The 24,217-nt window shown below is 70.3% G+C and carries 19 protein-coding genes and 5 pseudogenes; 17 read left to right on the forward strand and 7 right to left on the reverse strand.

What is annotated here, in order from left to right:
* From AB1285_RS23575 to AB1285_RS23585, 3 genes are all read right to left on the reverse strand, one after another.
* The coding region (locus tag AB1285_RS23575) for a TetR/AcrR family transcriptional regulator (protein WP_429977969.1) at positions 1-540 on the reverse strand (540 nt) is incomplete at its 3' end.
* A complete protein-coding gene (locus AB1285_RS23580; RefSeq protein WP_370428761.1) occupies positions 533-1,423 on the reverse strand; it encodes an alpha/beta fold hydrolase in 891 nt (296 codons plus the stop codon). The genes AB1285_RS23580 and AB1285_RS23575, both read right to left, overlap by 8 nt.
* Positions 1,424-1,475: 52 nt before the next feature.
* Positions 1,476-2,549 (reverse strand): YihY/virulence factor BrkB family protein, encoded by a 1,074-nt coding sequence (locus AB1285_RS23585; protein WP_292796638.1) that lies wholly within the window; start codon positions 2,547-2,549, stop codon positions 1,476-1,478.
* Positions 2,550-2,695: 146 nt separating this feature from the next.
* Between AB1285_RS23585 and lysA the strand changes: the two genes are divergently transcribed.
* From lysA to prfA, 5 genes are all read left to right on the forward strand, one after another.
* Positions 2,696-4,114, forward strand: a complete 1,419-nt coding sequence (gene lysA / locus AB1285_RS23590; RefSeq protein ID WP_259954977.1) for a diaminopimelate decarboxylase — start codon at positions 2,696-2,698, stop codon at positions 4,112-4,114.
* A 21-nt stretch (positions 4,115-4,135) separates the two neighbouring features.
* Positions 4,136-5,440 carry a homoserine dehydrogenase gene (locus AB1285_RS23595; RefSeq protein ID WP_370428762.1) on the forward strand — a complete coding sequence of 435 codons (1,305 nt, stop codon included), beginning with the start codon at positions 4,136-4,138 and terminating at the stop codon, positions 5,438-5,440.
* A 5-nt stretch (positions 5,441-5,445) separates the two neighbouring features.
* Entirely contained in the window at positions 5,446-6,411 is a 966-nt protein-coding gene (gene thrB, locus AB1285_RS23600; protein WP_292796784.1) for a homoserine kinase, read from the forward strand.
* Between the two features lie 164 nt (positions 6,412-6,575).
* Positions 6,576-8,525: a transcription termination factor Rho gene (gene rho, locus AB1285_RS23605; protein ID WP_363332875.1), complete on the forward strand. Its 1,950-nt coding sequence runs from the start codon at positions 6,576-6,578 to the stop codon at positions 8,523-8,525.
* An 8-nt stretch (positions 8,526-8,533) separates the two neighbouring features.
* A complete protein-coding gene (gene prfA, locus AB1285_RS23610; protein WP_268776475.1) occupies positions 8,534-9,613 on the forward strand; it encodes a peptide chain release factor 1 in 1,080 nt (359 codons plus the stop codon).
* Between the two features lie 16 nt (positions 9,614-9,629).
* On the opposite strand, the gene AB1285_RS23615 is transcribed toward prfA, so the two are convergent.
* Together AB1285_RS23615 and AB1285_RS23620 are read right to left on the reverse strand one after the other, a co-directional pair.
* A complete protein-coding gene (locus tag AB1285_RS23615; RefSeq protein WP_280568498.1) occupies positions 9,630-10,283 on the reverse strand; it encodes a response regulator in 654 nt (217 codons plus the stop codon).
* Complete coding sequence (locus AB1285_RS23620) at positions 10,280-11,746, reverse strand: ATP-binding protein (protein ID WP_429977462.1); 1,467 nt, start codon at positions 11,744-11,746, stop codon at positions 10,280-10,282. The genes AB1285_RS23615 and AB1285_RS23620 overlap by 4 nt, the downstream gene beginning before the upstream one ends.
* A 328-nt stretch (positions 11,747-12,074) precedes the next feature.
* Here AB1285_RS23620 and AB1285_RS23625 point away from each other — a divergent pair, with 328 nt between their 5' ends.
* Positions 12,075-13,619, forward strand: coding sequence for a CitMHS family transporter (locus AB1285_RS23625; RefSeq protein WP_370428764.1), 1,545 nt, complete (start codon positions 12,075-12,077; stop codon positions 13,617-13,619).
* 27 nt (positions 13,620-13,646) lie between these two features.
* On the opposite strand, the gene epsC is transcribed toward AB1285_RS23625, so the two are convergent.
* Together epsC and cysK are read right to left on the reverse strand one after the other, a co-directional pair.
* The gene (epsC, locus tag AB1285_RS23630; RefSeq protein WP_292797914.1) at positions 13,647-14,216 is read right to left on the reverse strand and encodes a serine O-acetyltransferase EpsC; all 570 of its coding nucleotides are present in this window, start codon (positions 14,214-14,216) and stop codon (positions 13,647-13,649) included.
* A gap of 8 nt (positions 14,217-14,224) precedes the next feature.
* Positions 14,225-15,163, reverse strand: a complete 939-nt coding sequence (gene cysK, locus AB1285_RS23635; protein ID WP_370428765.1) for a cysteine synthase A — start codon at positions 15,161-15,163, stop codon at positions 14,225-14,227.
* Between the two features lie 98 nt (positions 15,164-15,261).
* On the opposite strand from cysK, the gene prmC reads away from it, so the two are divergent.
* From prmC to AB1285_RS23690, 11 genes and pseudogenes are all read left to right on the forward strand, one after another.
* Positions 15,262-16,122, forward strand: a complete 861-nt coding sequence (gene prmC, locus AB1285_RS23640) for a peptide chain release factor N(5)-glutamine methyltransferase (RefSeq protein ID WP_187663816.1) — start codon at positions 15,262-15,264, stop codon at positions 16,120-16,122.
* Between the two features lie 52 nt (positions 16,123-16,174).
* Positions 16,175-16,870 (forward strand): L-threonylcarbamoyladenylate synthase, encoded by a 696-nt coding sequence (locus AB1285_RS23645; protein ID WP_187663817.1) that lies wholly within the window; start codon positions 16,175-16,177, stop codon positions 16,868-16,870.
* Positions 16,867-18,039, forward strand: coding sequence for an MraY family glycosyltransferase (locus AB1285_RS23650; RefSeq protein WP_370428766.1), 1,173 nt, complete (start codon positions 16,867-16,869; stop codon positions 18,037-18,039). Before AB1285_RS23645 ends, AB1285_RS23650 begins: the two co-directional genes overlap by 4 nt.
* Positions 18,036-18,554 carry a hypothetical protein gene (locus tag AB1285_RS23655; RefSeq protein ID WP_370428767.1) on the forward strand — a complete coding sequence of 173 codons (519 nt, stop codon included), beginning with the start codon at positions 18,036-18,038 and terminating at the stop codon, positions 18,552-18,554. The genes AB1285_RS23650 and AB1285_RS23655 overlap by 4 nt, the downstream gene beginning before the upstream one ends.
* Before the next feature lie 111 nt (positions 18,555-18,665).
* Positions 18,666-19,486: pseudogene (atpB, locus tag AB1285_RS23660) on the forward strand (F0F1 ATP synthase subunit A).
* Positions 19,487-19,529: 43 nt separating this feature from the next.
* Positions 19,530-19,801 (forward strand): annotated as a pseudogene (gene atpE, locus AB1285_RS23665) (F0F1 ATP synthase subunit C).
* Positions 19,795-20,372 (forward strand): annotated as a pseudogene (locus tag AB1285_RS23670) (F0F1 ATP synthase subunit B). The pseudogenes atpE and AB1285_RS23670 overlap by 7 nt, the downstream one beginning before the upstream one ends.
* Positions 20,320-21,165, forward strand: a complete 846-nt coding sequence (atpH, locus tag AB1285_RS23675) for an ATP synthase F1 subunit delta (RefSeq protein ID WP_429977970.1) — start codon at positions 20,320-20,322, stop codon at positions 21,163-21,165. The pseudogene AB1285_RS23670 and the gene atpH overlap by 53 nt, the downstream one beginning before the upstream one ends.
* Positions 21,166-21,212: 47 nt before the next feature.
* Positions 21,213-22,856, forward strand: a pseudogene (gene atpA, locus AB1285_RS23680) (F0F1 ATP synthase subunit alpha).
* Positions 22,857-22,875: 19 nt separating this feature from the next.
* A complete protein-coding gene (locus AB1285_RS23685; RefSeq protein ID WP_187663821.1) occupies positions 22,876-23,772 on the forward strand; it encodes a F0F1 ATP synthase subunit gamma in 897 nt (298 codons plus the stop codon).
* Between the two features lie 106 nt (positions 23,773-23,878).
* A pseudogene (locus tag AB1285_RS23690) lies at positions 23,879-24,217 on the forward strand (F0F1 ATP synthase subunit beta); the annotation flags it as partial.

A 24,217-nucleotide genomic window follows, 5' to 3' on the forward strand; every position in this document is an offset into this window, starting at 1 on the left:
GATGGCGCTCTCCAGCGTCGCGCGATCGAGGGGCCCCAGGGTGCGGGCCGCGGAGAGCAGGCCGAGCGTGGCACCGGACAACGCGAGAGCCAGGGCCTCGGGCTCCACGTCCGGCACGATCCGGCCCTGCTCCTGCAGCTCACGGATCCCGGCGACGACCTGTTCGTGACGCCTCCGGTACCGGGCGGGTGGCTGCGCGGCGACGTGCGCACCGAGCATTCCCGCGTCGTCGAGGAACGCGGCCGTCATGAGCTCGTCGCCGAGCAGGGCAGCAGCTGTGGCGCGGTAGAGGGCACTGAGCGAGGGCTGCGGTCCTGCGGTACGGGCGACCGCATCGGCGATCCGAGACGTGCCGCGCTGGAGCAGCGCGTCGAGGATGTCGCGCTTCGCCGCGAACTCCAGGTAGACCGCGCCCTTGCCGATGCCGGCCGCGCGTGCGATCGCGGCGACGCTCATGGCATCGAACCCGTCGGTCAGCACCATCCGCTCCGCGGCATCGAGGATGCGGGCGCGCCGGTCGGGCACGAGCGGCCTAGGCATCGGAGCCTCGGGCGAACCAGTCCCGGAGGGCGGGGATCACGAGGTCGGGGCGGTCGCGTTGCACCCAGTGTCCGGCTCCCGGTGCCACCAGGAGCCGGCCGGCCGGCAGCGCGTCCGCCGCCTCCTCGATCCTCCGAAGAGGCACGCCGGAATCCCGGTCGCCGTGCACGAGCAGGACGGGGACCCGGATCTCGGCGAGCCGGTCGCGGTAGTCGGTGCGGAGTCGCAGCGGTCGCACCTGATCCCGCTGCCAGTCGCCGAACGTCGTGAGACCCGATCCTGTCGCTGCCTCGGCGAGCACCGCATCGACGAGAGCCGGGTTGCGGGCGTCCGGGGAGTGCACGAGATCCTGGAGGCCGCGCATCATCGCCTTCCGGTCGCGCGCGTAGGCGCGTGTCATGGCGCCGAGCAGCCCCGAACGCAGGAGCAGGAATGTCGACAGGTGCGAGAGGGCACCGAGGCGTCCGTCCGTCAGCTGTGGCATCAGCCCGTAGCTGCCGAGGAGGGCGGCGGAGAGCGCAGCGTCCGGGCGGTCGAGGAGGTGGCCCAACGCCAACCCGGCACCCAGGGAGAGTCCGCCGACGACGTAGGCCTGCAGGTCGAGGGCATCGACGAGGTCGCCGACGTACTGCACCAGGCGCTCCTGCGTCAGCGGCGCTTCGAGGCGCGGACTGCGTCCGAACCCGGGGTGGTCCGGTGCCACGACGCGGTGTCCGGCGGCCGCCAACGCCGGTCCGACCTCGCCCCAGGAGAGTTCTGCACTGTCGGCGCCGCCGCCGTGCAGAAGGAGCACGGGCGGCTGCGTCTCCGCCGCGGGGCACCATTCCGCGACCGACACCCGCGCGCCGGGAACGGTCACGGTGTGCCGTCGTGGTGCGGACATGCGCCCCCTCTCGTTGTGACCACCATATCGATTGCGGTCACAACGAGGAAGGTCACTTTTTCTCGGCGGTGCCGTTCTCCTCGGCCGCCGCGCGCTGGGCGTCGCGCAGCTCGGCCGTGGCGATCTTGACGTCCACCTCGGCGCGCTGCAGCCGCCGCTGGACGAACGTGCGTGCGCCGAACCGCTCGTGCAGGCGGTCACCGCGCTCCTCCTCGGCCGTGACGATGTAGGCGCACGAGACGAGGATGACCTGGGTGGACAGCTGGAGCCAGATCAGCAGCGCGAGGAGCGAGGCGAACGAGGCGAGCAGGGGGTTGCTCGTCGCACCGCCGACGAAGAGCCCGGAGAGCTGCTGCAGCACGATCAGGCCGAAGGCGCCGAGGAAGGCGCCGCTCCACAACGACCGCGCAGCGGGTCGGACGCCGGACAGCAGGAGGAAGGCGCCCACGATCAGGGCCGCGTCGAGGATGAACACCACGAGGAGCGACAGGATCCGGACCGTCCAGGCGAGCAGAGGGGAATCCGACGGCACCCCGAGCAGGTCGCCGATCCAGGTCACCCCGAGCTGTCCGATGAAGGTGATCCCGGCGGCGAGCACGAACGCGAGGCCGATGCCGATGCCGAGAAGCAGGTTGCGGACGATGACCCAGATCCACAGGATGTCCGCCTGGATCGTGCCGGCGATGGTCCGGATGGCCGTGCGGAGCGAGCCGATGGCGCCGAGCGCGGCACCGACCAGCGCGACGAGGGAGATGATGCCGGCGATCGAGAACGACGCCGGAGTCCGGAGGTCCTTCGTATCGATGACACCGCCCTCGCCGATGAGCCCGGGGACCGCGGACTGCACGGCGTCGATGATCGCGCGCCAGGCCTCCGGGTTTCCGGAGAGCCAGAGGGCCGCGAGGGAGAAGCCGAGGAGCACGCCGGCGAAGACGCTGAACAGGGCCCGGTAGGTCACGCTGTCGGCGAGCATCGGACCGCGGCGCTCGGAGTACAGCAGCACCGCCCTGACCGGGCGCCGGGCCAGGGCCCAAGCGATCACCGGTCCCGTGATGCGGGCGACGAGTCCCGGTCGGGCCGGGGCTGCGGAACGGTTCTCGGAGTCTCGCGTGTCGGTGTCTGCCACGCCCCCACCCTATGAGCCGCTCGGCACCCCTCCCCAGGGGGTTGACGCGGCGTGTCACCATGACCAGGCGGGGACAGGGGGTGCCCTAGAATCGGGGCAACTCGATGTGCGCCTCCGCCCGAGATCCGTCCCACGATTGGTGTTCCGTGCTCGACTCTGCCGCCACGCTCGCTCCGGATTGGCTCGTCGTCCCCGACGACCCGAACGATCTCGCGGTCGGGGTCTGGCCGTCCTCCACGGAGCGCGACGAGGACGGAGCCCTCGTGCTGGCGGGTGTGACGGCGCCGGAGCTCGTCCGGGCCTACGGCACGCCGCTCCTCGTGCTCGACGAAGACGAGGTGCGCCGCCGCGCCAGGGCCTTCCGCGACGCTTTCGACCGCGCCGCCTCCGCCCACGGCACGACCGCGCAGGTGTACTACGCGGGCAAGGCGTTCCTGTGCACGACGGTCGCCCGGTGGGTCGTCGACGAGGGGCTCCGCATCGACGTGTGCACCGGCGGCGAGCTCGAAGTCGCCCTCGCCGCGGGGGTCGCTCCGGCCTCGCTCGGCTTCCACGGCAACAACAAGTCGGTCGCCGAGCTCGAGCGCGCGGTCGCCCTCGGCGTGGGGACGATCGTCGTCGACAGCGCGATCGAGATCGAGCGCCTGGCCGCCATCACCGCCCGCACCGACGCCGTGCAGCGCGTCATGGTCCGGGTCATCAGCGGCGTCCACGCCGAGACCCACGACTTCCTCGCCACGGCGCACGAGGACCAGAAGTTCGGCTTCCCGCTCGCCGAGGCGGAGGTCGCCGTGGCACGGATCCGCGAGATCCCCGGGCTGGAGTTCGCCGGACTGCACTGCCACATCGGCTCCCAGATCTTCGGCGTGGCCGGCTTCCGCGAGTCCGCCTCCCGCGTGCTCGAACTGCACGCCGCCCTCCTCGAGGACGGCCCCGTGCCGCAGCTGAACCTCGGCGGCGGGTTCGGCATCGCCTACACCCGCATCGACGACCCCACCCCCATCGACGAGCTCGCCGGCGGCATCGTCGCGGCGGTGGCCGAGGGCTGCGCGGCGCGCGGCATCCCCGTGCCGGCGCTGTCGTTCGAGCCCGGGCGCGCGATCGTCGGCACCGCGGGCGTGACGCTCTACGAGGTCGGCACGACGAAGGACGTCACGGTCGCCTCGGGGGCGACCCGGCGTTACGTCAGCGTCGACGGCGGGATGAGTGACAACGCCCGCACGGCCCTCTACGGCGCCAGCTACTCCGCCCGCCTGGCCTCGCGCGCGGGAACGGGCGACCCGCAGTTGAGCCGGGTGGTCGGCAAGCACTGCGAGTCCGGCGACATCGTCGTCGATCACGAATATCTGCCCGGCGACGTCACCCCGGGGGACCTGCTCGCGGTGCCCGCGACGGGCGCGTACTGCGCCTCTCTCGCGAGCAACTACAACCACGTCCCGCGGCCGCCGATCGTGGCGGTGCGCGAGGGCCGCTCGCGGGTGATCGTCCGCGGAGAGACCGTCCACGACCTGCTGGCCCGCGACGCGGGCATCGACGGGGCGCACGCCCCCGAGGGAGCACGATGACCCACCCCAGAAGGAGCACCCATGACTGACTACAGACGACTTCGCGTGGCGCTGCTGGGCGCCGGAGCCGTCGGCTCCCAGGTGGCGGCCCTCCTGCTCCGCCACGGCGACGAGCTGGCCGACCGCGCGGGTGCCGCGCTGGAGCTGGCGGGCATCGCGGTGCGCAACCTCGACGCGCCCCGCGACGTCGAGCTGCCGAAGGAGCTCTTCACGACCGATGCCGAGTCGCTCATCCTCGGCGCCGACATCGTGATCGAGCTGATCGGCGGGATCGAGCCCGCCCGCACCAACATCCTCCAGGCCGTCGGCTCCGGCGCCGACGTGGTCACCGCCAACAAGGCGCTGCTGGCGACCCACGGGCCGGAGCTGTTCGAGGCCGCGGATCGCGTCGGCGCATCGGTGTACTACGAGGCGGCGGCCGCCGGCGCCATCCCGATCATCCGTCCGCTGCGCGACTCGCTCGCCGGCGACCGCGTCGTGCGCATCATGGGCATCGTCAACGGCACCACGAACTACATCCTCGACCGGATGGACACCGAGGGCGCCGACTTCGCCGACGTGCTCGCCGACGCGCAGCGCCTGGGGTATGCGGAGGCCGACCCCACCGCCGACGTGGAGGGCTACGACGCCGCGCAGAAGGCCGCGATCCTCGCCAGCCTCGCTTTCCACACCGCGGTGCCGCTGGAGGCGGTGCATCGCGAGGGCATCACCTCGATCACCGCGTCGATGATCGAGGAGGCCCGCGCGGCCGGCTTCGTCATCAAGCTGCTCGCCGTCTGCGAGCGGATCGAGGCGAACGGCGCCGAGTCCATCTCGGTGCGGGTCTACCCGGCACTCGTCCCCGTGTCCCACCCGCTCGCCTCCGTGCACGGTGCCAACAACGCCGTCTTCGTCGAGGCGGAGGCCGCCGGCTCTCTCATGTTCTACGGGGCGGGCGCCGGCGGCGTGCAGACGGCCTCGGCCGTCCTCGGCGACGTCGTCTCCGCTGCGCGTCGGCATATCGCGGGCGGCGTCGGCGTGGGCGAGTCCACCCGGGCGAATCTCCCCGTCGTGCCCATCGGCCACGTCACCACGCGGTACCAGATCACCCTCGAGGTCTCCGACGCCCCCGGCGTGCTCGCGACCGTGGCGGGCATCCTCAGCGACGGCGGAGTGTCCGTCGCGACCGTCGTCCAGACCGTCGAGGGTGAGGACGAGCCGACCGCTCGCCTCATCATCGGCACGCACCGTGCGACCGAGCAGGCCCTCAGCGACACGGTGGACGTGCTGGGCGACAGCGACGTCGTCGCCCGTGTGGTGTCCGTCCTCCGGGTGGAAGGCGAGTGACCACGGTGACGGCTACGGCTCCCGCTCCCGAGGAGCACGGCGCCCGCATCGGCCGCACGGTCGAGGTGACGGTGCCGGCGACGAGCGCCAACCTCGGCCCCGGCTTCGACACGCTCGGCCTGGCGCTGAGCATCTACGACCGTCTCGAGGTGACCGCTCTGCCGGAGGGGGAGCTCGAGATCGAGGTCTCCGGTTCGGGCGCCGCCGACATCCCCCGGGATGCGTCCAACCTCATCGTCCGGACGATCGCCTACGTCTTCGCGGACGTCGGCAGGCCGATGCCCGGCCTGCGCATCGTGGCCGAGAACGCGGTCCCGCACGGCCGCGGCCTGGGGTCCTCCGGTGCGGCCGTCGCTGCCGGCGTGCTCGCGGCGAAGGGGCTGCTGGCCGGCGACGTCGACCTCTCCGACACCGATCTGCTGCGCCTCGCGACCGAGCTCGAGGGCCACCCGGACAACGTGGCGCCCGCGCTGTTCGGCGGGCTCACGATCGCGTGGATGGGGGAGCGGGGTCCGCAGCACAAGAAGCTCCTCGTGCATCGGGGCGTCTCGCCCCTGGTCCTCGTCCCCGCGTACACGATGTCGACCTCGCAGGCCCGCTCGCTGCAGCCGCCGCACGTCTCCACGGCCGACGCCGTGTTCAACGTGTCCCGGTCGGCTCTGCTCATCGCGGCGCTGATGCAGAGCCCGGAGCTGCTGCTGGACGCGACCGCCGACCGCCTGCACCAGGACTACCGCGCCGGCGCCATGCCCGAGACGCAGCGCCTCGTGCAGGCGCTGCGGGCCGCCGGATTCGCCGCCGTCGTCTCCGGCGCCGGCCCCAGTGTGCTCGTCCTCGCGGACGGTCCGGGCAGTCGCCTGGACGCCGTCGAGGTGGCCAATCGGGTGACCGACACCCCGTGGGAGGCGCTCCTGCTCGCCGTCGACGTCCGTGGTGGTACAGTGGGGGATCGAGCGGAGGGCTCCACGTAGCATTCGTGAATCTGGCCCCATTGCATCTCTTGCAAGACCCGCACGCAAACCCCTGAGGCCCAAGTGCCGAGGCTGGCTGACGCCGAGCGTCAGCCCGTGCGATCGTGCGCAGCACCCGTTGTGCGCGTTCACGCTCATTTCCCATGACCTATAAGGGAGTACTCGTGGAGAACCTCTCCGAGACCCAGAACGATCAGGCGGCTCCGACCGCCGACGCCCCCGTCGCCGCGCAGGCGACCGAGTCCGCTCCGGCCAAGAAGCGCGCGCCGCGCCGGGCGAGCACCGCGACGGCCGCTGCCAAGGCCGCCAAGGCGGAGGAGTCCGGCACCGCCGATGCTCCCGCCGCTGCCGGCGACTCCGCCGAGGGGGCAGAAGCCGCGCCCAAGGCGAAGGCTCCGCGCCGCACCCGCGCGAAGAAGGCGGACGCCGAGGCCCCCGCCGAGACCGCCGCCGCCGAGCCGGCGCCTGCTGCCGAGGCCGCCGAGGCACCGGCCGAGGCCCCGAAGTCCGGACGCGGCCGTCGCACGAAGAAGGCGGACGCCGAGGCCCCCGAGGCGAAGACCGAGAAGGCCGAGGCGGCACCGGCCGACGGCGCGACCGAGACGGCCGACGCGGGCACCGCCCAGGGCGGCCGCACCAAGAACGACGCGGCGAAGAACGAGCCGAAGAACGACGGCGCTGCCGCGAAGAACGAGGCCGAGGCGGACGCCCCCGCGAAGGACGCGTCCGGCGAGGGAGACAACGGCGACGAGCAGGGTGGTCGAGGCCGCAGCCGCAACCGCAACCGCAACCGCGGCCGCGGGCAGGGCGGCGGTCAGGAGCAGGCGCAGAACGCACCGGCCGACGACGACCAGTCCGGCAACGGCAACGGGCGCAACCGTCAGCGCAACAAGCGTCGCGGCGCCGGCCCTGTCGACGAGTTCGAGACCGAGATCACCGAGGACGACGTCCTCATCCCGATCGCCGGCATCCTCGACGTGCTCGACAACTACGCCTTCGTGCGCACCACCGGCTACCTCGCCGGGCCCAGCGACGTCTACGTCTCGCTCGGCCAGGTCAAGAAGTACAACCTCCGCAAGGGCGACGCGGTCGTCGGCTCCATCAAGCAGCCGCGCGAAGGCGAGCAGCAGGGCCGCCAGAAGTACAACGCCCTCGTCAAGGTCGACTCCATCAACGGCCTCTCGGTCGACGACGCGGCCACCCGCGTGGAGTTCGGCAAGCTCACGCCGCTCTACCCGCAGGAGCGTCTGCGCCTGGAGACGGCTCCGGAGAAGCTGACGCAGCGCATCATCGACCTCGTCGCACCGATCGGCAAGGGCCAGCGCGGCCTGATCGTCGCGCCGCCCAAGGCCGGCAAGACGATCGTCCTGCAGCAGATCGCCAACGCGATCGCGCAGAACAACCCCGAGGTGCACCTCATGGTCGTACTCGTCGACGAGCGCCCCGAAGAGGTCACCGACATGGAGCGCACGGTGAAGGGCGAGGTCATCGCCTCCACCTTCGACCGTCCCGCGGAAGACCACACGACGGTCGCCGAGCTCGCGATCGAGCGCGCCAAGCGCCTCGTCGAGCTGGGCCGCGACGTGGTCGTGCTGCTCGACTCGATCACCCGCCTCGGACGCGCGTACAACCTGGCCGCTCCGGCGTCCGGCCGCGTCCTCACCGGTGGCGTCGACGCATCCGCGCTCTACCCGCCGAAGCGCTTCTTCGGTGCCGCCCGCAACATCGAGAACGGCGGATCCCTCACGATCCTCGCCACCGCGCTCGTCGAGACCGGCTCCAAGATGGACGAGGTCATCTTCGAGGAGTTCAAGGGCACCGGCAACAGCGAGCTGCGCCTGTCCCGCCAGCTCGCCGACAAGCGCATCTTCCCGGCGGTGGACGTGAACGCGTCCAGCACCCGCCGCGAGGAGATGCTCCTCTCCGCCGACGAGGTCAAGATCACCTGGAAGCTGCGCCGCGCTCTCGCCGGCCTCGACCCGCAGCAGGCGCTGGAGGTCGTGCTCGGCAAGCTCAAGGAGACCCACTCCAACGTGGAGTTCCTCGTTCAGATGCAGAAGTCGATCCCGACGCTGCCCTCGGGCGCCCACGGGCACGACAACAACATCCGCTGAGGCCCGACGTGTTCGAGTCCGTCCAGACTCTGATCGACGAGCATCGCCGGGTCCAGGAGGAACTCTCCGACCCGGCGGTGCACGCCGACGCGGCCCGCGCCAAGCGTGTCAACCGTCGGTACGCCGAGCTGTCACGCATCGTCGCGGCGCACGAGGCGTGGACGGGCGCCGTCGATGATCTGGAGGCGGCACGCGAGCTCGCCAGGGAGGACGAGGCGTTCGCCGCCGAGGTCCCCGCGTTGGAGGAGGGCGTGCAGACCGCGCAGGAGCGCCTCCGACGACTCCTCATCCCGCGCGACCCCGACGACGCCCGCGACGTGATCATGGAGATCAAGGCGGGGGAGGGCGGCGCCGAGTCGGCGTTGTTCGCGGCGGATCTGCTGCGCATGTACGTGCAGTACGCCGCGTCCAAGGGGTGGAAGACCGAGCTGCTCGAGCGCAACGAGTCCGACCTCGGCGGCTACAAGGACGTCCAGGTCGCCATCAAGGGCTCCTCGTCTGACCCTGCACAGGGCGTCTGGGCGCACCTGAAGTACGAGGGCGGCGTGCACCGCGTGCAGCGGGTGCCGGCCACGGAGTCGCAGGGACGCATCCACACGTCCACGACCGGCGTGCTCGTGTTCCCCGAGGTGGACGAGCCCGAGGAGATCCAGATCGATCAGAACGATCTGAAGATCGACGTGTTCCGTTCATCGGGCCCCGGCGGCCAGTCGGTGAACACCACCGACTCCGCGGTCCGGATCACCCACGTGCCGACCGGCATCGTCGTGTCGATGCAGAACGAGAAGTCGCAGTTGCAGAACCGTGAGGCCGCGATGCGCGTGTTGCGCGCCCGACTGCTCGCCAAGCAGCAGGAGGAGCTCGACGCAGCAGCCTCCGACGCGCGCAAGTCGCAGATCCGCGGCATGGACCGCTCGGAGCGCATCCGTACCTACAACTTCCCGGAGAACCGGATCGCGGATCACCGGACGGGGTTCAAGGCGTACAACCTCGATCAGGTCATGGACGGTGCGCTCGACCCCATCATCGAGAGCGCCATCGCCGCCGACGAAGAAGCGCGCCTCGCCGCCGTCGGCTCCGAGGGCTGAGCGGCCGCCCACCGCGTCACGTGCGCGTCGCGTACCGGTGCTCGGGCCGTCCGGTCGATCCGTACCGCAGCCGCACCTCGACGATCGTCCGTGCGGCGAGTGCCGCGAGGTGCCGTTGCGCGGTGGCCCGTGAGATGCCGACCCGCTCGGCGACCTCCGCGGCCGAGGCCTCGCCGTCTCCGAGCGCTGCGAGCACGCGCTGCTCGGTGGCCGAGCGCGATAGGGACACCGGCTCACCGCCGCCGTGCAGGATCGCGAGCGCCCGGTCCACGTCCTCCTGCGTGAGGGGCCGCTCACCCGCGAGCAGGTTGCGATAGCGCAGGTACCGGTCGAGGAGGCCGGTCAGTCCGCGACGGTCGAACGGTTTCACGAGATAGCCGATCGCGCCGGCCCGCAGGGCTCGTCGCACGGTGGGCGCGTCGTCCGCGGCGGAGATGAGGATCGCGTCCACCCCGACCTCGCGGACGAGTCCGATGCCGTCGCCGTCGGGGAGGTAGACGTCGGCGAGCAGCAGGTCGGGGCGTGTCGAGCGCACGAGGTCGCGAGCCTCGCCACAGGACCGCGCGGTCCCGGTCACGGTGTATCCGGGATGGTCGTCCACGACCGCCCGATGCAGGTCGGCCACCCGGAAGTCGTCGTCGAGGATGAGCGCCCGCAGCGGTTCCGTCACAGGTCCTCCTTCGAGAGATGCGGAGTGGGGTCGACGGCATCTCCGATGCGGGCGGCGAACACCGCGCCGTGGCCGGTGCCGCCGGGGTCGATGATCCAGAGGTCGCCGCCGCTCCGACGGGCGATCTCCGTGGCCAGGGGCAGGCCGATACCGTGCCCGTGCACGCGATCCTCGCTTCCCGCGTCGTCGGCGGGCGCTCGGAGGTCGGGCTCCCGGATACCGGCGCCGGAGTCGGAGACGGTGACGACGAGCGCGCCGCCGTCGCTCAGCGCGGAGACCTCGACCCACCGCGGGTCCCTCGTGCCCGTGACGGCGGCGGCGATCGCGTTGTCGACGAGATTGCCGAGCACGCTCGCCACGTCCTCCACCCGACGCACGGTGCCGATCAGCTGCGTGTCCTCCGCGATCCGCAGGGCGACGCCCCGTTCGGCGGCCTCCACGCCCTTGGCTCCCAGGAAGGCGTGCAGGAACGGATCGCCCACGAGGTCGAGGCCGGCGACGGGGAACGACACGGGACCACGGCTCACCAGCTCGTCGAGGAAGGCGCGCGCGTCGGCGACACGGCCGGCGTCGATGAGGCCCGCAGCCACGTGCAGGCGGTTGGCGAACTCGTGGCGCTGGACGCGCAGTGCTGAGGTCATCGTGCGCACGGCCTCCAGCCGCTCGGTCAGGGCGATGAGGTCGGTGCGGTCGCGCACGATCAGCACGTCACCGAGTTCCTGCCCGTCGCGCCGCACCGCGCTCGACTCGAGATAGAGCACCCGGTCGCCGACGACCGCCTCCGCACGCTCGCGGGCTCCCGTGGCCGTGTCCCGTACGACGGGTGGCAGCGGGAGCTCGCCCACGCGGCGGCCGACCGGGTCGTGGAGCCCGAGGAGCCGATCCGCCGCGGCATTGCTCACCCGCACGACACCGTCCTGATCGACCGCGAGCACGCCGTCGCCGACACCGTTCAGCACCGCCGTCTGGTTCTGCACGAGGGCGACCAGCTCCTCGGGCTGCACGCCGAGGGTCAACCGCTCCCAGCGGCGGCGGAGGAGAAGGAAGGTCGCGAGCGCGAGCGCGAGCGCGCCGGCGGCCGTCAGCCCGATCGCGGCGAGCACGGGCGGGAGGTCGTCGAAGACCCCGGTGCGCTCGAACCCGACGCTGATCTCGCCGACCGGCGTGCCGGTATCGTCCCGCACCGGCACCTTCGCGCGTGCCGACTCGCCGAGCGTGCCGGTCTGCCAGTCGACCACCTCGTGGCCCGCCAGCACCTCGGCGAACGGGGTGCTCACCACTTCGCCGATCCGCGACGGCAGGGGGTGGGCGAGGCGGATGCCGTGGTCGTCCGTGATCACCACGAACAGAGCCCCGGTGCGCGCCATGACGGCGGCGGAGACCTGCTGCAGCTCCCCGTCGCGCAGCGCGGCCGCATCCGGCTCGTCGTCCGACGCGGAGATGGCGGTCACCGTCTCCCGCACCTGCGCGTCCTCCGCCAGGGTCCTGGCGATGCCGAGTGCCGTCGACTCCGCCTCGGCGCAGCTGCTGGACCGCGAGCGCGAGATACACGCCCGTGCACAGCGTCACGACGAGGGCGACGGCGGCGAGATGCAGCAACAGGGCGCGGGTCGCGAACCGGACCCGCTTCTCCGTGGACATCGTCACCTCGCTCCCGACGCGCAATATGCGCAGAAGTCACGGTACGCGCACAACAGCCGGGAATGCGGCATACCGCGCTCCGCGTCTCCGGATTGCCTAGCCTCGTCAGGATCCGTCAGCGATGACGGAGCGACGACGAAGGAGTCACGCATGTTCCACGCATCGACCGCGCTGATCGCTGCCGCCGAGGAGGCACCCACCTACGACGTGGCCTTCGTGCCGCCGGAGGGGGTGCTCGTCATCCTCGGCTTCACGATGGTCCTCGTGTTCATGACGCTGATCATGACCAAGCGCCTCACGCCCATGGTGGCGCTGATCCTGGTGCCCACCGTCTTCGGGCTGTTCGCGGGGGCGGGTCTCGGCCTGGGCGACATGATCCTCGACTCGATCGGCACCATGGCGCCCACGGCGGCGCTGCTGATGTTCGCCATCATGTTCTTCGGCATCATGATCGACGTCGGCCTCTTCGACCCGCTCATCCGGTTGATCACGCGGTTGCTCGGCGATGACCCGGCGAAGGTGGTGCTCGGGACCGCGATCCTCGCCGGCGCCGTGTCCCTCGACGGCGACGGCTCGACGACCTTCATCATCACGACCTCCGCGATGCTGCCCATCTACCTGCGCCTCGGCATGAGCCCCGTCGTCCTCACCTGCGTCGCCGGCCTCATGAACGGCACGCTCAACATCGTCCCCTGGGGCGGACCGACCGTGCGCGCCGCGACCGCGCTCGGCGTGCAGCCGACGGAGATCTTCGTGCCGATGCTTCCGGCGCTGGGCGCGGGCATCGTCGTGACGCTCGGCTTCGCCTGGCTGCTCGGCCTGGGGGAGCGGCGTCGTCTGGGGCGGATCGATGCGGACGGGCGGCTCACCGGAGCCGACGGCGGTGTGCTCGCCTCCGTGCCCCGCATCTTCCGCGGCGCCGAGCTCAAGCCGGGCGCGCGCGCCTCGCTGCGCACCGGCAACCTCGTCGTCGTCGCCGGCGGGCACGCCCCGGTCGCGGCCGGGAGCGTCGACCCCGCGGACACGGCGATGGCCGACACCATGCTCGATCCGGCCCGCCCCACCCTGCGCCCGCGGCTGATCTGGTTCAACCTCCTGCTGACCGTCGCCGTCATGGTGCTCCTGGTCGTCGACATCCTTCCGCTGCCCTACGTGTTCATGGTCGGGGCCGGCGTCGCCCTCGTCGTCAACTTCCGCGGCATCAAGGATCAGGCGGCGGAGATCGTCGCGCACGCCCCGAGCATCGTCGGCGTCGTATCGATGGTCATCGCGGCCGGCGTCCTCGTGGGAGTCCTCTCCGGCACCGGAATGGTCGACGCGATGGCGACCTGGATCACCACCGTGCTGCCACCCGCGCTCGGACCGTTCCTCGCCCCGATCACGGGCGTGCTGTCCATCCCGTTCACGTTCTTCATGTCGAACGACGCCTTCTACTTCGGCATCCTCCCCGTGCTCGCACAGAGCGCCGCGAACTTCGGCATCGATCCGGTCGAGATGGCCAGGGCCTCGATCACCGGGCAGCCGGTGCACCTGCAGAGTCCGCTGGTCCCCGCGATCCTGCTGCTGGTCTCGCTCGCCGGGGTGAACCTCGGAGACCACCACCGGAAGGTGCTGTGGCGCGCGGCCATCGTGTCGCTCGTGATGCTGGGGATCGGCATCCTGGTCGGCGCCGTCCCGTTCTTCGTCGCGCAGTGACGAAGGTCACCGGCCGCGGGGCGAGCGTCAGATGGAGTAGTCCGGGGCGGTCAGCAGGGCCCTGGTGTCCTCTCCGGCGGTCCGCTGGCGCGGCTTCGCGGGAACGCCGACGAGCACGCTGTCGGCGGGTGCGTCCTTGGTGACCACGGCGTTGGCGCCCACGACGGAACGGGCTCCGACCGTGACGGCGCCGAGGATCTTCGCCCCTGCGCCCACGGCGACGCCGTCCTGCAGGGTGGGGTGCCGCTTGCCGACGTCCCGTGTCCGGCCCCCGAGCGTCACGCCGTGGTACATCAGCACGTCATCGCCGATCTCCGCTGTCTCGCCGATGACGACGCCCATGCCGTGGTCGATGAAGAAGCGCCGGCCGATCCGGGCTCCGGGGTGGATCTCGACGCCGGTCAGCCACCGGGAGATCTGCGACCCGGCGCGCGCGAGGAGCCGGAGGCGCCGCCGCCACAGCGCGTGCGAGACGCGGTGCGCCCAGATGGCGTGCAGGCCGGGGTAGAGCAGTGCCACCTCGATCGCCGTGCGCGCGGCCGGATCGCGAAGGCGCGCGGCGGCGATGTCCTCGCGCATTCGCCCGATCATGCCCATCGGCGACCTCAGTCCTCGCGCAGGCCCTCGAACAGGGCGGTGGAGAGGTACCGCTCGCCGGTGTCCGGGATGATCACGACGATGGTCTTGCCGGCGTTCTCCGGGCGCGCGGCGACGGTCAGGGCCGCCGACACGGCGGCACCGGACGACATGCCGACCAGCAGACCCTCCTTCGCCGCGAGCTCGCGGGCAACGCGCAGCGAGTCCTCGAACTCCGCCGTGATGATCTCGTCGAGCACCTCGCGGTCGAGCACGTCGGGCACGAAGTTCGGGCCGATGCCCTGGATCTTGTGCGGTCCGGGGTGCCCCTCGGTGAGGACGGGGGAGTCCTTCGGCTCGACGGCGATGACCTGGACCTCGGGTTTCGCCGCCTTCAGCGCCTGGCCTGTGCCGGTGACCGTCCCGCCCGTGCCGACGCCGGCGATGAAGATGTCGACCGCGCCGTCGGTGTCCCGGAGGATCTCCTGCGCCGTGGTCTCGCGGTGGATCTGCGGATTCGCCGCGTTCTCGAACTGGCGGATCCAGACCGCGCCAGGGGTCTCGTCGACGATGCGCTTGACCTCCTCGATCGCGCCCTTCATGCCCTTGGTGGGGTCGGTGAGGACGATCTCCGCGCCGAACGCCTTGAGCAGCACACGGCGCTCCTTCGACATCGAGGCGGGCATCGTGAGGATGACACGGTAGCCGCGGGCGGCGCCGACCATGGCGAGGGCGATGCCGGTGTTGCCGCTCGTGGACTCCACGATGGTGCCGCCGGGGGAGAGCTCACCCGCGGCCTCCGCCGCATTGATCATGGCGATGCCGATGCGGTCCTTCACGCTGGACGCAGGGTTGTAGTACTCGAGCTTGGCGAGCACGGTGGCGCCGAGGCCCTCGGTCACGCGGTTGAGGCGGACGAGCGGCGTGTTGCCGAAAGCGGTGGTGATGTCGGGGTGGATGCCGGACATGGGGGAGCCCTTCCTGTGCGGGTGCGCTGCCGATCCAGCCTAGGCGAGCCCGAGGGGGGACGGGGCATTGTGACGTGCGCGCACTCTACGCTGGAGCCATGCCCGACCTCTCCCTCGCTGCGGCCGTGCGCGCCGCGGCGCAGCGTCTCGCCGACGCCGGCGTGCCCGACCCCCTCGTCGACGCCGAGCTGCTCGCCGGACACGTCCGAGGACAGCGCCGCGGGGAGGTGCAGGCGGCCATCGTCCGGGGCGACAGGCTCGACGACGACGACGCGACCGCCTTGGACGCGCTCGTCGCCCGACGCGCAGGCCGTGAGCCCCTGCAGCATCTCACCGGCACCGCACCGTTCCGGCATCTGGAGCTCGCGGTGGGCCCTGGTGTCTTCGTCCCCCGGCCCGAGACGGAGACCGTGGCGCAGTATGCGATCGACGCCCTTCTGGGATCGGGCGATCCGTCCCCCATCGGCGTCGATCTCGGCACGGGCAGCGGGGCGATCGCGCTCGCGATGGCGACCGAGGTGCCGCACGCCCGGGTGTACGCCGCGGAGATCTCCCCGGAGGCCCATGTCTGGGCCCGTCGCAACGTCGAGGGTGTCGAGAACCTCACGCTCGTGCTGTCCGATCTCGCCGATGCCTTCCCCGAACTGGACGGCACAGCCGCGGTCGTCATCTCGAACCCTCCGTACGTCCCCGCTCAGGCGATCCCGCGCGACCCCGAGGTCCGGCTGTTCGACCCCGCCCTCGCGCTCTACGGCGGAGAGGACGGGCTGGACGTCGTCCGTGTGCTCAGCACCAGGGCTCTGCGTCTGCTGCGGCCGGGGGGCACGCTGGTGATCGAGCACGGAGAACTGCAGGGCTCCCCGATCCGCGAGCTGCTCGCGGCTGACGGATGGCGGGCCGCAGCCACCCATCGCGATCTGACGCTGCGCGACCGCGCCACCACCGCCGTCCGCCCCTGATCAGCAGACGTCGAGCTCGTCCCGAACCCGCGCCGCGTAGAATCGAACCGTCATGTCCCCCATCTTCGACTGCAGCGACGAGGCGCAGCTGCTCGCCGGGATGCGCAATGCGCGCCAGGCGATCGGCCGCGGCGACCTCATCGTCATCCCCACCGACACCGTCTACGGCGTCGCCGCCGACGCCTTCTCGCCGCCTGCGGTGCAGCGCCTCCTGGACGCCAAGGGTCGCGGCCGCAATCAGCCGCCGCCCGTGCTCGTCGGCACGAAGGAGACGCTGACGGCCCTCGCGGAGGCTGTTCCGGAGCCCGTCCAGCGTCTCGTCGACGCGTTCTGGCCCGGGGGGCTCACGATCGTGCTGCCGGCGCAGCCCTCGCTGGTGTGGGATCTGGGGGAGACCAAGGGCACGGTCGCCGTCCGCATGCCCGAGGGGCGGGTGGTGCTCGAGCTGCTGGCCGAGACCGGACCGCTCGCGGTGTCCAGTGCCAACCTCACCGGCAAGGCGGCAGCGATCTCCGCGCTCGACGCGGAGAAGATGCTGGGCGACAGCGTCGCGGTGTATCTGGACGACGGCATGAGCAAGGACGGCGTCGCGTCCACGATCATCGATGCGACCTCGCTCGTCCGCCGCGCGGGTGACGCCGAGCAGGGCGTCGTCCGGATCCTGCGGGACGGCGTCGTGACCAGGGAGCAGCTGCGCGAGGTCCTGGGCGACCTGCTCGAGCCGGACCCGCAGGACGAGGATTCGTGAAGCAGTACCTCTTCACGATCATCGTCACCGCCGCGATCACCTTCGTGCTGACCTGGGCGGTGTGGCGGCTGAGCCTCCGCTTCAAGCTGTATCCCGGCATCCGCGAACGCGACGTGCACACCACGCCCACGCCCCGACTCGGCGGCGTCGCGATCTTCCTCGGCATCGTCGCCGCCTTCGCGGTCTCGGCCGTCAACCCGTTCTTCCAGAGCATCTGGACGCCGCCGCAGACCATGTGGTCGATCCTCGCGGCCGCTCTGCTCATCGCCGTGATCGGGGTCATGGACGACCTCTGGGACATCGACTGGATGATCAAGCTGGGCGCGCAGTTCCTCGCCGCCGGCATCATCACGGTGGGCGGCGGCCTGCAGATCCTCTCCCTGCCGTTCGGCGACCTGATCGTCGTGTCGAGCTGGCTGAGCATCACGATCACCATGTTCGCGATCGTGATCGTCATGAACGCCGTGAACTTCATCGACGGTCTCGACGGTCTCGTCGCCGGCGTCTGCCTGATCTCGAACGGCGTCTTCTTCGCGTACTCGTACATCTTCACGCGGGACTCGGGGGCGTCGAGCTACTTCAACCTCTCCACGTTCCTCGCCGCGGTCCTCATCGGCGCCTGCCTCGGTTTCCTTCCGCTGAACTGGAGCCCGGCGAAGCTGTTCATGGGCGACTCCGGTGCTCTCGTGATCGGTCTACTCATGGCGACCTCGGCCATCGCGATCACCGGGCAGATGGATCCGTCCGCCCTGGACCCGGAGCGCCTGGGACGTTCGCAGCTGGTCGGCGCCTTCCTGCCCATCCTGCTCCCGTTGCTGGTCGTGCTCCTCCCGCTACTGGACTTCGGCCTCGCCGTGCTGCGTCGGATGAGCGCGGGGCGATCGCCGTTCTCGCCGGACCGCAAGCACCTGCATCACCGGATGCTCGACCTCGGCCACCGCGACCGCGACGCGGTCCTGATCTTCTACGCCTGGACGGCCGTCATCTCCCTCGCCGTCCTCCTGATGTACGTCGGCGCCCGAGAGGACTGGCCCGGCCAGTACCTTCCGGGTGTCGCGTTCGGGGTCGTCGGCATCGCCGCATGCCTCGTCATCACCCTGAGTCCCACCCGCCGACGCAAGACCGCCGCGGGCGTCGCGCCCGACCCGATCCCCCTGGAGCCCCGATGAGTCCGAGCCCCGTTTCCAGCACCCCGATCCTGCGTCGCACCCTCGTCTGGTCGGCGGTGGCCACCGTCGTGCTGGCGCTCGTCGCCGGCGGGATCGGCTTCGCCGTCGCGCAGGGGGAGGGGCTGGTCAGCGGTCTCCTCGGTGTCCTCCTCGCCGCGCTGTTCCTCGGGATCACCGGGCTGAGCATCCTCATCGCCAACCGGTGGTACGGCGATCCGCTGTACGTGCAGCTCTTCTTCGCGATCGTGCTGGGCGGGTGGCTGCTGAAGCTCGGGGTCTTCGTCGTCGTGATGATCCTGCTCGCCGGACAGCCGTGGATCGAGCCGATGGTGTTCTTCCTGTCGATCGTCGCGGGGGTGCTCATGTCCCTCATCATCGACGTCGTCGTTCTCACCCAGATGCGGCTGCCGAACGTCAGCGACACCACGCTGCCCACCGAGGTGCCGGAGGACCGCGCCCCCGGAGTGGTGAACGATGCCTCCGACGGCCCTGCGGACGCGGCCCCGCGGTCTTAGGGCACCCTTGGATTCTGATAGTGTTGAGGAGTGCCCGCCGCTCGCCCGCGAGCGCTTGCGCTGTGTAGCACACCGACCATCGTCGCCCCGGTTCTGACCGGTGCCCCGAAGCTGGAGCCCGCGCTGTTTAATCTTGCTGCGACCCTGACCCCCCGACTCGCGTCCTCTGATGGCGAGTTCCACGGCCCTTCGATCGATGAGTTCTTCCCGGAGATCCTCTTCCACGTCGGACCCATCCCGGTCAACCGGATCCACCTGATCCAGTTGCTCTCGGTGATCGCCGTCGTCCTGATCCTCTGGCTCGGCACCCGCCGCATGAAGGTCGTGCCCGGCCGGTTCCAGAGCCTCGTCGAGATGGGCCTCGGCTTCGTCCGCGGCGGCATCGCGCACGACCTGCTCGGCCGCAAGGACGGCGACCGCTTCCTGCCGATCCTCACCACGATCTTCTTCATGGTGCTGTTCATGAACGTGACGGGAATCATCCCGTTCCTGAACATGCCGGGAACGGCGATCATCGCGGTGCCGCTCACGCTCGCCGTGGTCAGCTACGTCACGTTCATCTACGCCGGCATCAAGAAGAGCCCGAAGAACTTCTTCAAGAATGCGCTCTTCCCGTCCGGCGTGCCGTGGCCGGTCTACTTCATCGTCACGCCGATCGAGCTCATCTCGACGTTCATCATCCGCCCGGTGACCCTCACCCTGCGACTGCTGATGAACCTCGTCGTCGGCCACATGATCCTGGTCCTCTGCTTCGCGGCGACCCAGTTCTTCTTCTTCACCGCGGGCGGCGGCTGGGCTGCCCTCGGTATCGGAACCCTCGCCTTCGGCGGTGCCTTCACTCTCTTCGAGATCCTGGTCGCCGTCCTGCAGGCCTACGTCTTCACCGTCCTCACCGCGGTCTACATCCAGCTCGCGTCGCAGAAGAGCACTGAGCGGGCGGGCAACAGCCCTCCCACCCAACGAAAGGAAAAACCCGTGGACGCAACTACGGTTCTCGCTGAAATCAACGGCCACCTCGCGGCGGTCGGCTACGGCCTCGCGGCCATCGGCCCGGCCATCGGTTGTGGGCATCGTGGTCGGCAAGACCATCGAGGGCGTCGCCCGTCAGCCCGAGCTGGCCGGTCGCCTGCAGGTCCTCATGTGGATCGGTATCGCCTTCACCGAGGCGCTTGCGTTCGTCGGCAATCGCCGTCGGATTCATCCCCTTCCGTAATCCCCACCGACTTCTGAAGGAGACAGGATGCTGAACGCTCTTGTCACGAACCTCGCGGCTGAGGGTGAGGCGGCGAACAACCCGCTGATCCCCGCGTGGTACGACATCATCTGGTCGGGCTTCTGGTTCCTCATACATCTCGCCGTCGTGTGGAAGGTCGCCCTTCCTCGTCTGACGAAGATGCTCGACGAGCGGTCCGCCGCCATCGAGGGCAACATCGCCAAGGCCGATGAGGCGCAGAAGCAGGCGGAAGCGGCTCTCGAGGAGTACACCCGACAGCTGGCCGAGGCACGCACCGAGGCCGGTGAGATCCGTGAGGCCGCCCGTGAGGACGGCAAGAAGATCATCGCCGAGGCGAAGGAGACCGCAGCCAGCGAGGCCGCGCGTCTGACCGCCACCGGCACACGCAGATCGAGGCAGAGCGCCAGACGGCTCTCGTCTCCCTGCGCAGCGAGGTCGGCTCGCTCGCTCTGGACCTCGCCGGCGGCGTGGTCGGCGAGACGCTCTCCGACGACGCCCGCGCGGCCGCCGTGGTCGACCGCTTCCTCGCCGATCTCGAAGCATCCGACCTTCGACAGGCTCAGGTCCCGGGCGGGCAGTCGTAATGGGCAGCGCGACCGCTCAGGCACTCGCGGCCATCCACTCAGACGCTTGCCGCAGCGAAGGACGTCACCCTCGAGACCGCGCGCGAGCTGTTCGCGGCCGCGCGGGCCGTGGGCGAATCGTCTCAAGCTGAGCGGCGCGCTGGCTGACCCCCTCGGCTCCGACCTCGGCGCGGCAGAACGTCGTGTCCGCGGTGTTCGGGCAGTACGGCTCCGCGCGCAGGATGTCCTGCGCACCGCTGTCGCCGAACGCTGGTCGAACGCCTCCGAGCTGATCGACGGTCTCGAGGAGCTCGCGATCCGGGCGGCGACCATCGCCGAGCCCGGCGCGGACATCGAGGGCGAGCTCTTCGGCTTCTCGCGGGTGATCGCGGCGAACCCGGAGCTCGAGCTCGCGCTCGGCAGCCGGCTAGGGGGAGAGGACGCCAAGGCCGCCCTGGTTGAGCGTCTCCTCGTCGATGCCTCCGCCAGCGCTCCGACAGCCCTCATCGTCACGTCCCTCGTGCGTCAGCCGCGCGAGCGCCGGGTGCGGCAGCTGCTGAGCCGGGCGATGCGTATCGTCTCGAACCAGCGCGGTCGCCTCGTGGCCACGGTGCACACGGCGACCGAGCTCAGCGACGCGCAGCGCACGCGACTCGGCCAGACGCTCTCGCAGCGATACGGCGGCCAGGTGTCCCTCAACGTCGTCATCGACCCCAGCGTTGTCGGAGGCCTGCGTGTGCAGATCGCCGATGACGTCATCGACGGCAGCATCTCCGCACGACTCGCCGACCTTCGCCAGAAGCTCGCGGGCTAACACGACTTCGCGCGGGGAACCGCGCACCCAGATACAAAGGGAAGACAATGGCAGAACTATCGATCAGCCCCGACGTCATCCGTGACGCGCTGAAGGATTTCGCCGCCGCGTACGAGCCCACCGGGGCCGCGGCGACCGAGGTCGGCACCGTCATCGACGCCGCCGACGGCATCGCTCACGTCGAGGGACTTCCCGGCGTGATGGCGAACGAGCTCGTGACCTTCGCCGACGGCACCAAGGGTCTCGCGCTGAACCTCGACGAGCACGAGATCGGTGTCGTCGTCCTCGGCGACTTCACCGGCATCGAGGCCGGTCAGGAAGTCACCCGCACGGGTGAGGTCCTCTCCGTCCCGGTCGGCGACGGCTACCTCGGCCGTGTTGTCGACCCGCTCGGCAACCCGATCGACGGCCTCGGCGCGATCGCGACCGAGGGTGTCCGCGAGCTCGAGCTCCAGGCCCCCGGCGTCATGCAGCGCAAGTCGGTCCACGAGCCGATGCAGACCGGCATCAAGGCCATCGACGCGATGATCCCGGTCGGCCGCGGCCAGCGCCAGCTCATCATCGGCGACCGCCAGACCGGCAAGACGGCCATCGCGATCGACACGATCATCAACCAGAAGGCCAACTGGGAGTCCGGCGACGTCAACAAGCAGGTCCGCTGCATCTACGTCGCCATCGGTCAGAAGGGCTCGACCATCGCTTCGGTGAAGGGCGCGCTCGAGGAGGCCGGCGCTCTGGAGTACACCACCATCGTGGCGGCTCCGGCGTCCGACCCCGCCGGCTTCAAGTACCTCGCTCCGTACACCGGTTCGGCCATCGGCCAGCACTGGATGTACGGCGGCAAGCACGTCCTCATCATCTTCGACGACCTGTCGAAGCAGGCCGAGGCCTACCGTGCCGTCTCCCTGCTGCTGCGCCGCCCGCCGGGCCGCGAGGCCTACCCTGGCGACGTCTTCTACCTGCACTCCCGTCTGCTCGAGCGGTGCGCCGAAGCTGTCCGACGAGCTCGGTGGCGGGTTCGATGACCGGTCTTCCGATCATCGAGACCAAGGCGAACGACGTCTCGGCGTACATCCCGACCAACGTGATCTCGATCACCGACGGCCAGATCTTCCTGCAGTCCGACCTCTTCAACGCCAACCAGCGTCCTGCGGTCGACGTGGGTATCTCGGTGTCGCGTGTCGGTGGTGACGCTCAGGGTGAAGTCGATCAAGAAGGTCTCCGGAACGTTGAAGCTGGAGCTGGCGCAGTACCGCTCGCTCGAGGCGTTCGCGATGTTCGCATCGGACCTCGACGCCGCTTCGCGTCGTCAGCTCTCGCGCGGTGCCCGTCTGACCGAGCTGCTCAAGCAGCCGCAGTACTCGCCGTACCCGGTGGAGGAGCAGGTCGTCTCGATCTGGGCCGGCACCAACGGCAAGCTCGACTCGATCGAGGTCGAGGACGTGCTGCGGTTCGAGCGCGAGCTGCTCGACTACCTGCGTCGCAACACGAAGGTGCTCGACAGTCTGCGGGAGACCAACGTGCTGGACGACGCCACCGTCGCCGAGCTCGACAAGCAGACCGACAACTTCCTCCTGGAGTTCCAGGGCGGCAAGGGCCACGCCATCGGCGCCCCTGGCCACGAGGAGCACGCTGCGGCCGAGGCCGAGGACGTCAACCAGGAGAAGATCGTCAAGGGTCGTCGCGCGTAACCGCGTGAGGTACTGATTCATGGGCGCTCAACTCAGGGTCTACAAGCAGAAGATCTCTTCTGCTCAGACGACCAAGAAGATCACGAAGGCGATGGAACTCATCGCGGCTTCGCGCATCCAGAAGGCGATGGCACGCGTCAAGGCGTCCACCCCCTTCGCGCGGGCCGTGACGAGGGCCGTGTCCGCCGTCGCGACGCACTCGAACGTCGACCACCCGCTCACCCGCGAGCCCGAGACGATCCGCCGCTCCGCGGTCGTGATCTTCTCGTCGGACCGCGGTCTCGCCGGAGCCTTCAACTCGCAGATCCTCCGTGAGGGTCTCGAGGTGGCGGAGCTCCTGCGCGAGCAGGGCAAGGAGCCGGTGTTCTACCTCGTGGGCCGCAAGGCCGTCGGGTACTTCCAGTTCCGTCGCATCGCGGCCGCTGCAGAGTGGACCGGCGACACCGACACCCCCTCGTTCCACACGGCGGAGGAGATCTCGCAGACGCTTCTCGAGGCCTTCAACCGTGGCGGCGAGGACGGCGGCGTCGACGAGATCCACCTCGTGTACAACCGCTTCGTCAGCATGATGACGCAGTCGCCGGAGTCCGTGCGCCTGCTGCCGCTGGAGATCGCGGAGGCCGACGACTCGGAGGCGGGCAGCACCGTCTACCCGCTGTACGAGTTCGAGCCCGACGCCGAGACGGTGCTCGACGCGATCCTGCCGGTGTACATCCAGAGCCGCGTCTTCAACGCCCTCCTGCAGTCGTCCGCCGCCAAGCAGGCCGCGACGCAGAAGGCGATGAAGTCGGCCAGCGACAACGCCGACAAGCTCATCACCGACTACACCCGCCTGCGCAACAACGCGCGTCAGGCCGAGATCACCCAGCAGATCGCCGAGATCGTCGGTGGCGCCGACGCTCTCGCATCGAGCTGACAGACCCTCAGGAAAGAGACGAAGAAATGACCACCACCGCACGGCTGAGCAGCCGGCGACCGCGGTCGTCGGGCGCGTCGCCCGCGTCAACGGTCCGGTTGTCGACATCGAGTTCCCGCACGACTCGATCCCCGACATCTACAACGCCTGAAGACCACCATCGTGATGGGCGAGGAGTCCACCGAGATCACGCTCGAGGTCGCGCAGCACCTCGGCGACGACCTGGTCCGCGCCATCGCCCTGAAGCCGACCGACGGCATCGTCCGCGGTCAGGAGGTGCGCGACACCGGTGAGGCCATCTCGGTCCCCGTCGGCGACGTGACCAAGGGCAAGGTCTTCAACGTGATCGGCGAGGTGCTGAACCTCGAGCCCGGCGAGACCATCGAGGTCACCGAGCGCTGGCCGATCCACCGCAAGGCCCCGAACTTCGACCAGCTCGAGTCGA

This window comes from Microbacterium sp. NRRL B-14842 (genome assembly GCF_050470785.1).

What these genes read in the sequence shown, in the direction of transcription:
- AB1285_RS23580 (WP_370428761.1), bottom strand. Translation starts at nt 1,423, where the DNA reads ATGTCCGCACCACGACGGCACACCGTGACCGTTCCCGGCGCGCGGGTG.
- AB1285_RS23595 (WP_370428762.1), top strand. Translation starts at nt 4,136, where the DNA reads ATGACTGACTACAGACGACTTCGCGTGGCGCTGCTGGGCGCCGGAGCC.
- AB1285_RS23625 (WP_370428764.1), top strand. Translation starts at nt 12,075, where the DNA reads ATGTTCCACGCATCGACCGCGCTGATCGCTGCCGCCGAGGAGGCACCC.
- epsC (WP_292797914.1), bottom strand. Translation starts at nt 14,216, where the DNA reads ATGGGCATGATCGGGCGAATGCGCGAGGACATCGCCGCCGCGCGCCTT.
- cysK (WP_370428765.1), bottom strand. Translation starts at nt 15,163, where the DNA reads ATGTCCGGCATCCACCCCGACATCACCACCGCTTTCGGCAACACGCCG.
- prmC (WP_187663816.1), top strand. Translation starts at nt 15,262, where the DNA reads ATGCCCGACCTCTCCCTCGCTGCGGCCGTGCGCGCCGCGGCGCAGCGT.
- AB1285_RS23645 (WP_187663817.1), top strand. Translation starts at nt 16,175, where the DNA reads ATGTCCCCCATCTTCGACTGCAGCGACGAGGCGCAGCTGCTCGCCGGG.
- AB1285_RS23655 (WP_370428767.1), top strand. Translation starts at nt 18,036, where the DNA reads ATGAGTCCGAGCCCCGTTTCCAGCACCCCGATCCTGCGTCGCACCCTC.
- AB1285_RS23685 (WP_187663821.1), top strand. Translation starts at nt 22,876, where the DNA reads ATGGGCGCTCAACTCAGGGTCTACAAGCAGAAGATCTCTTCTGCTCAG.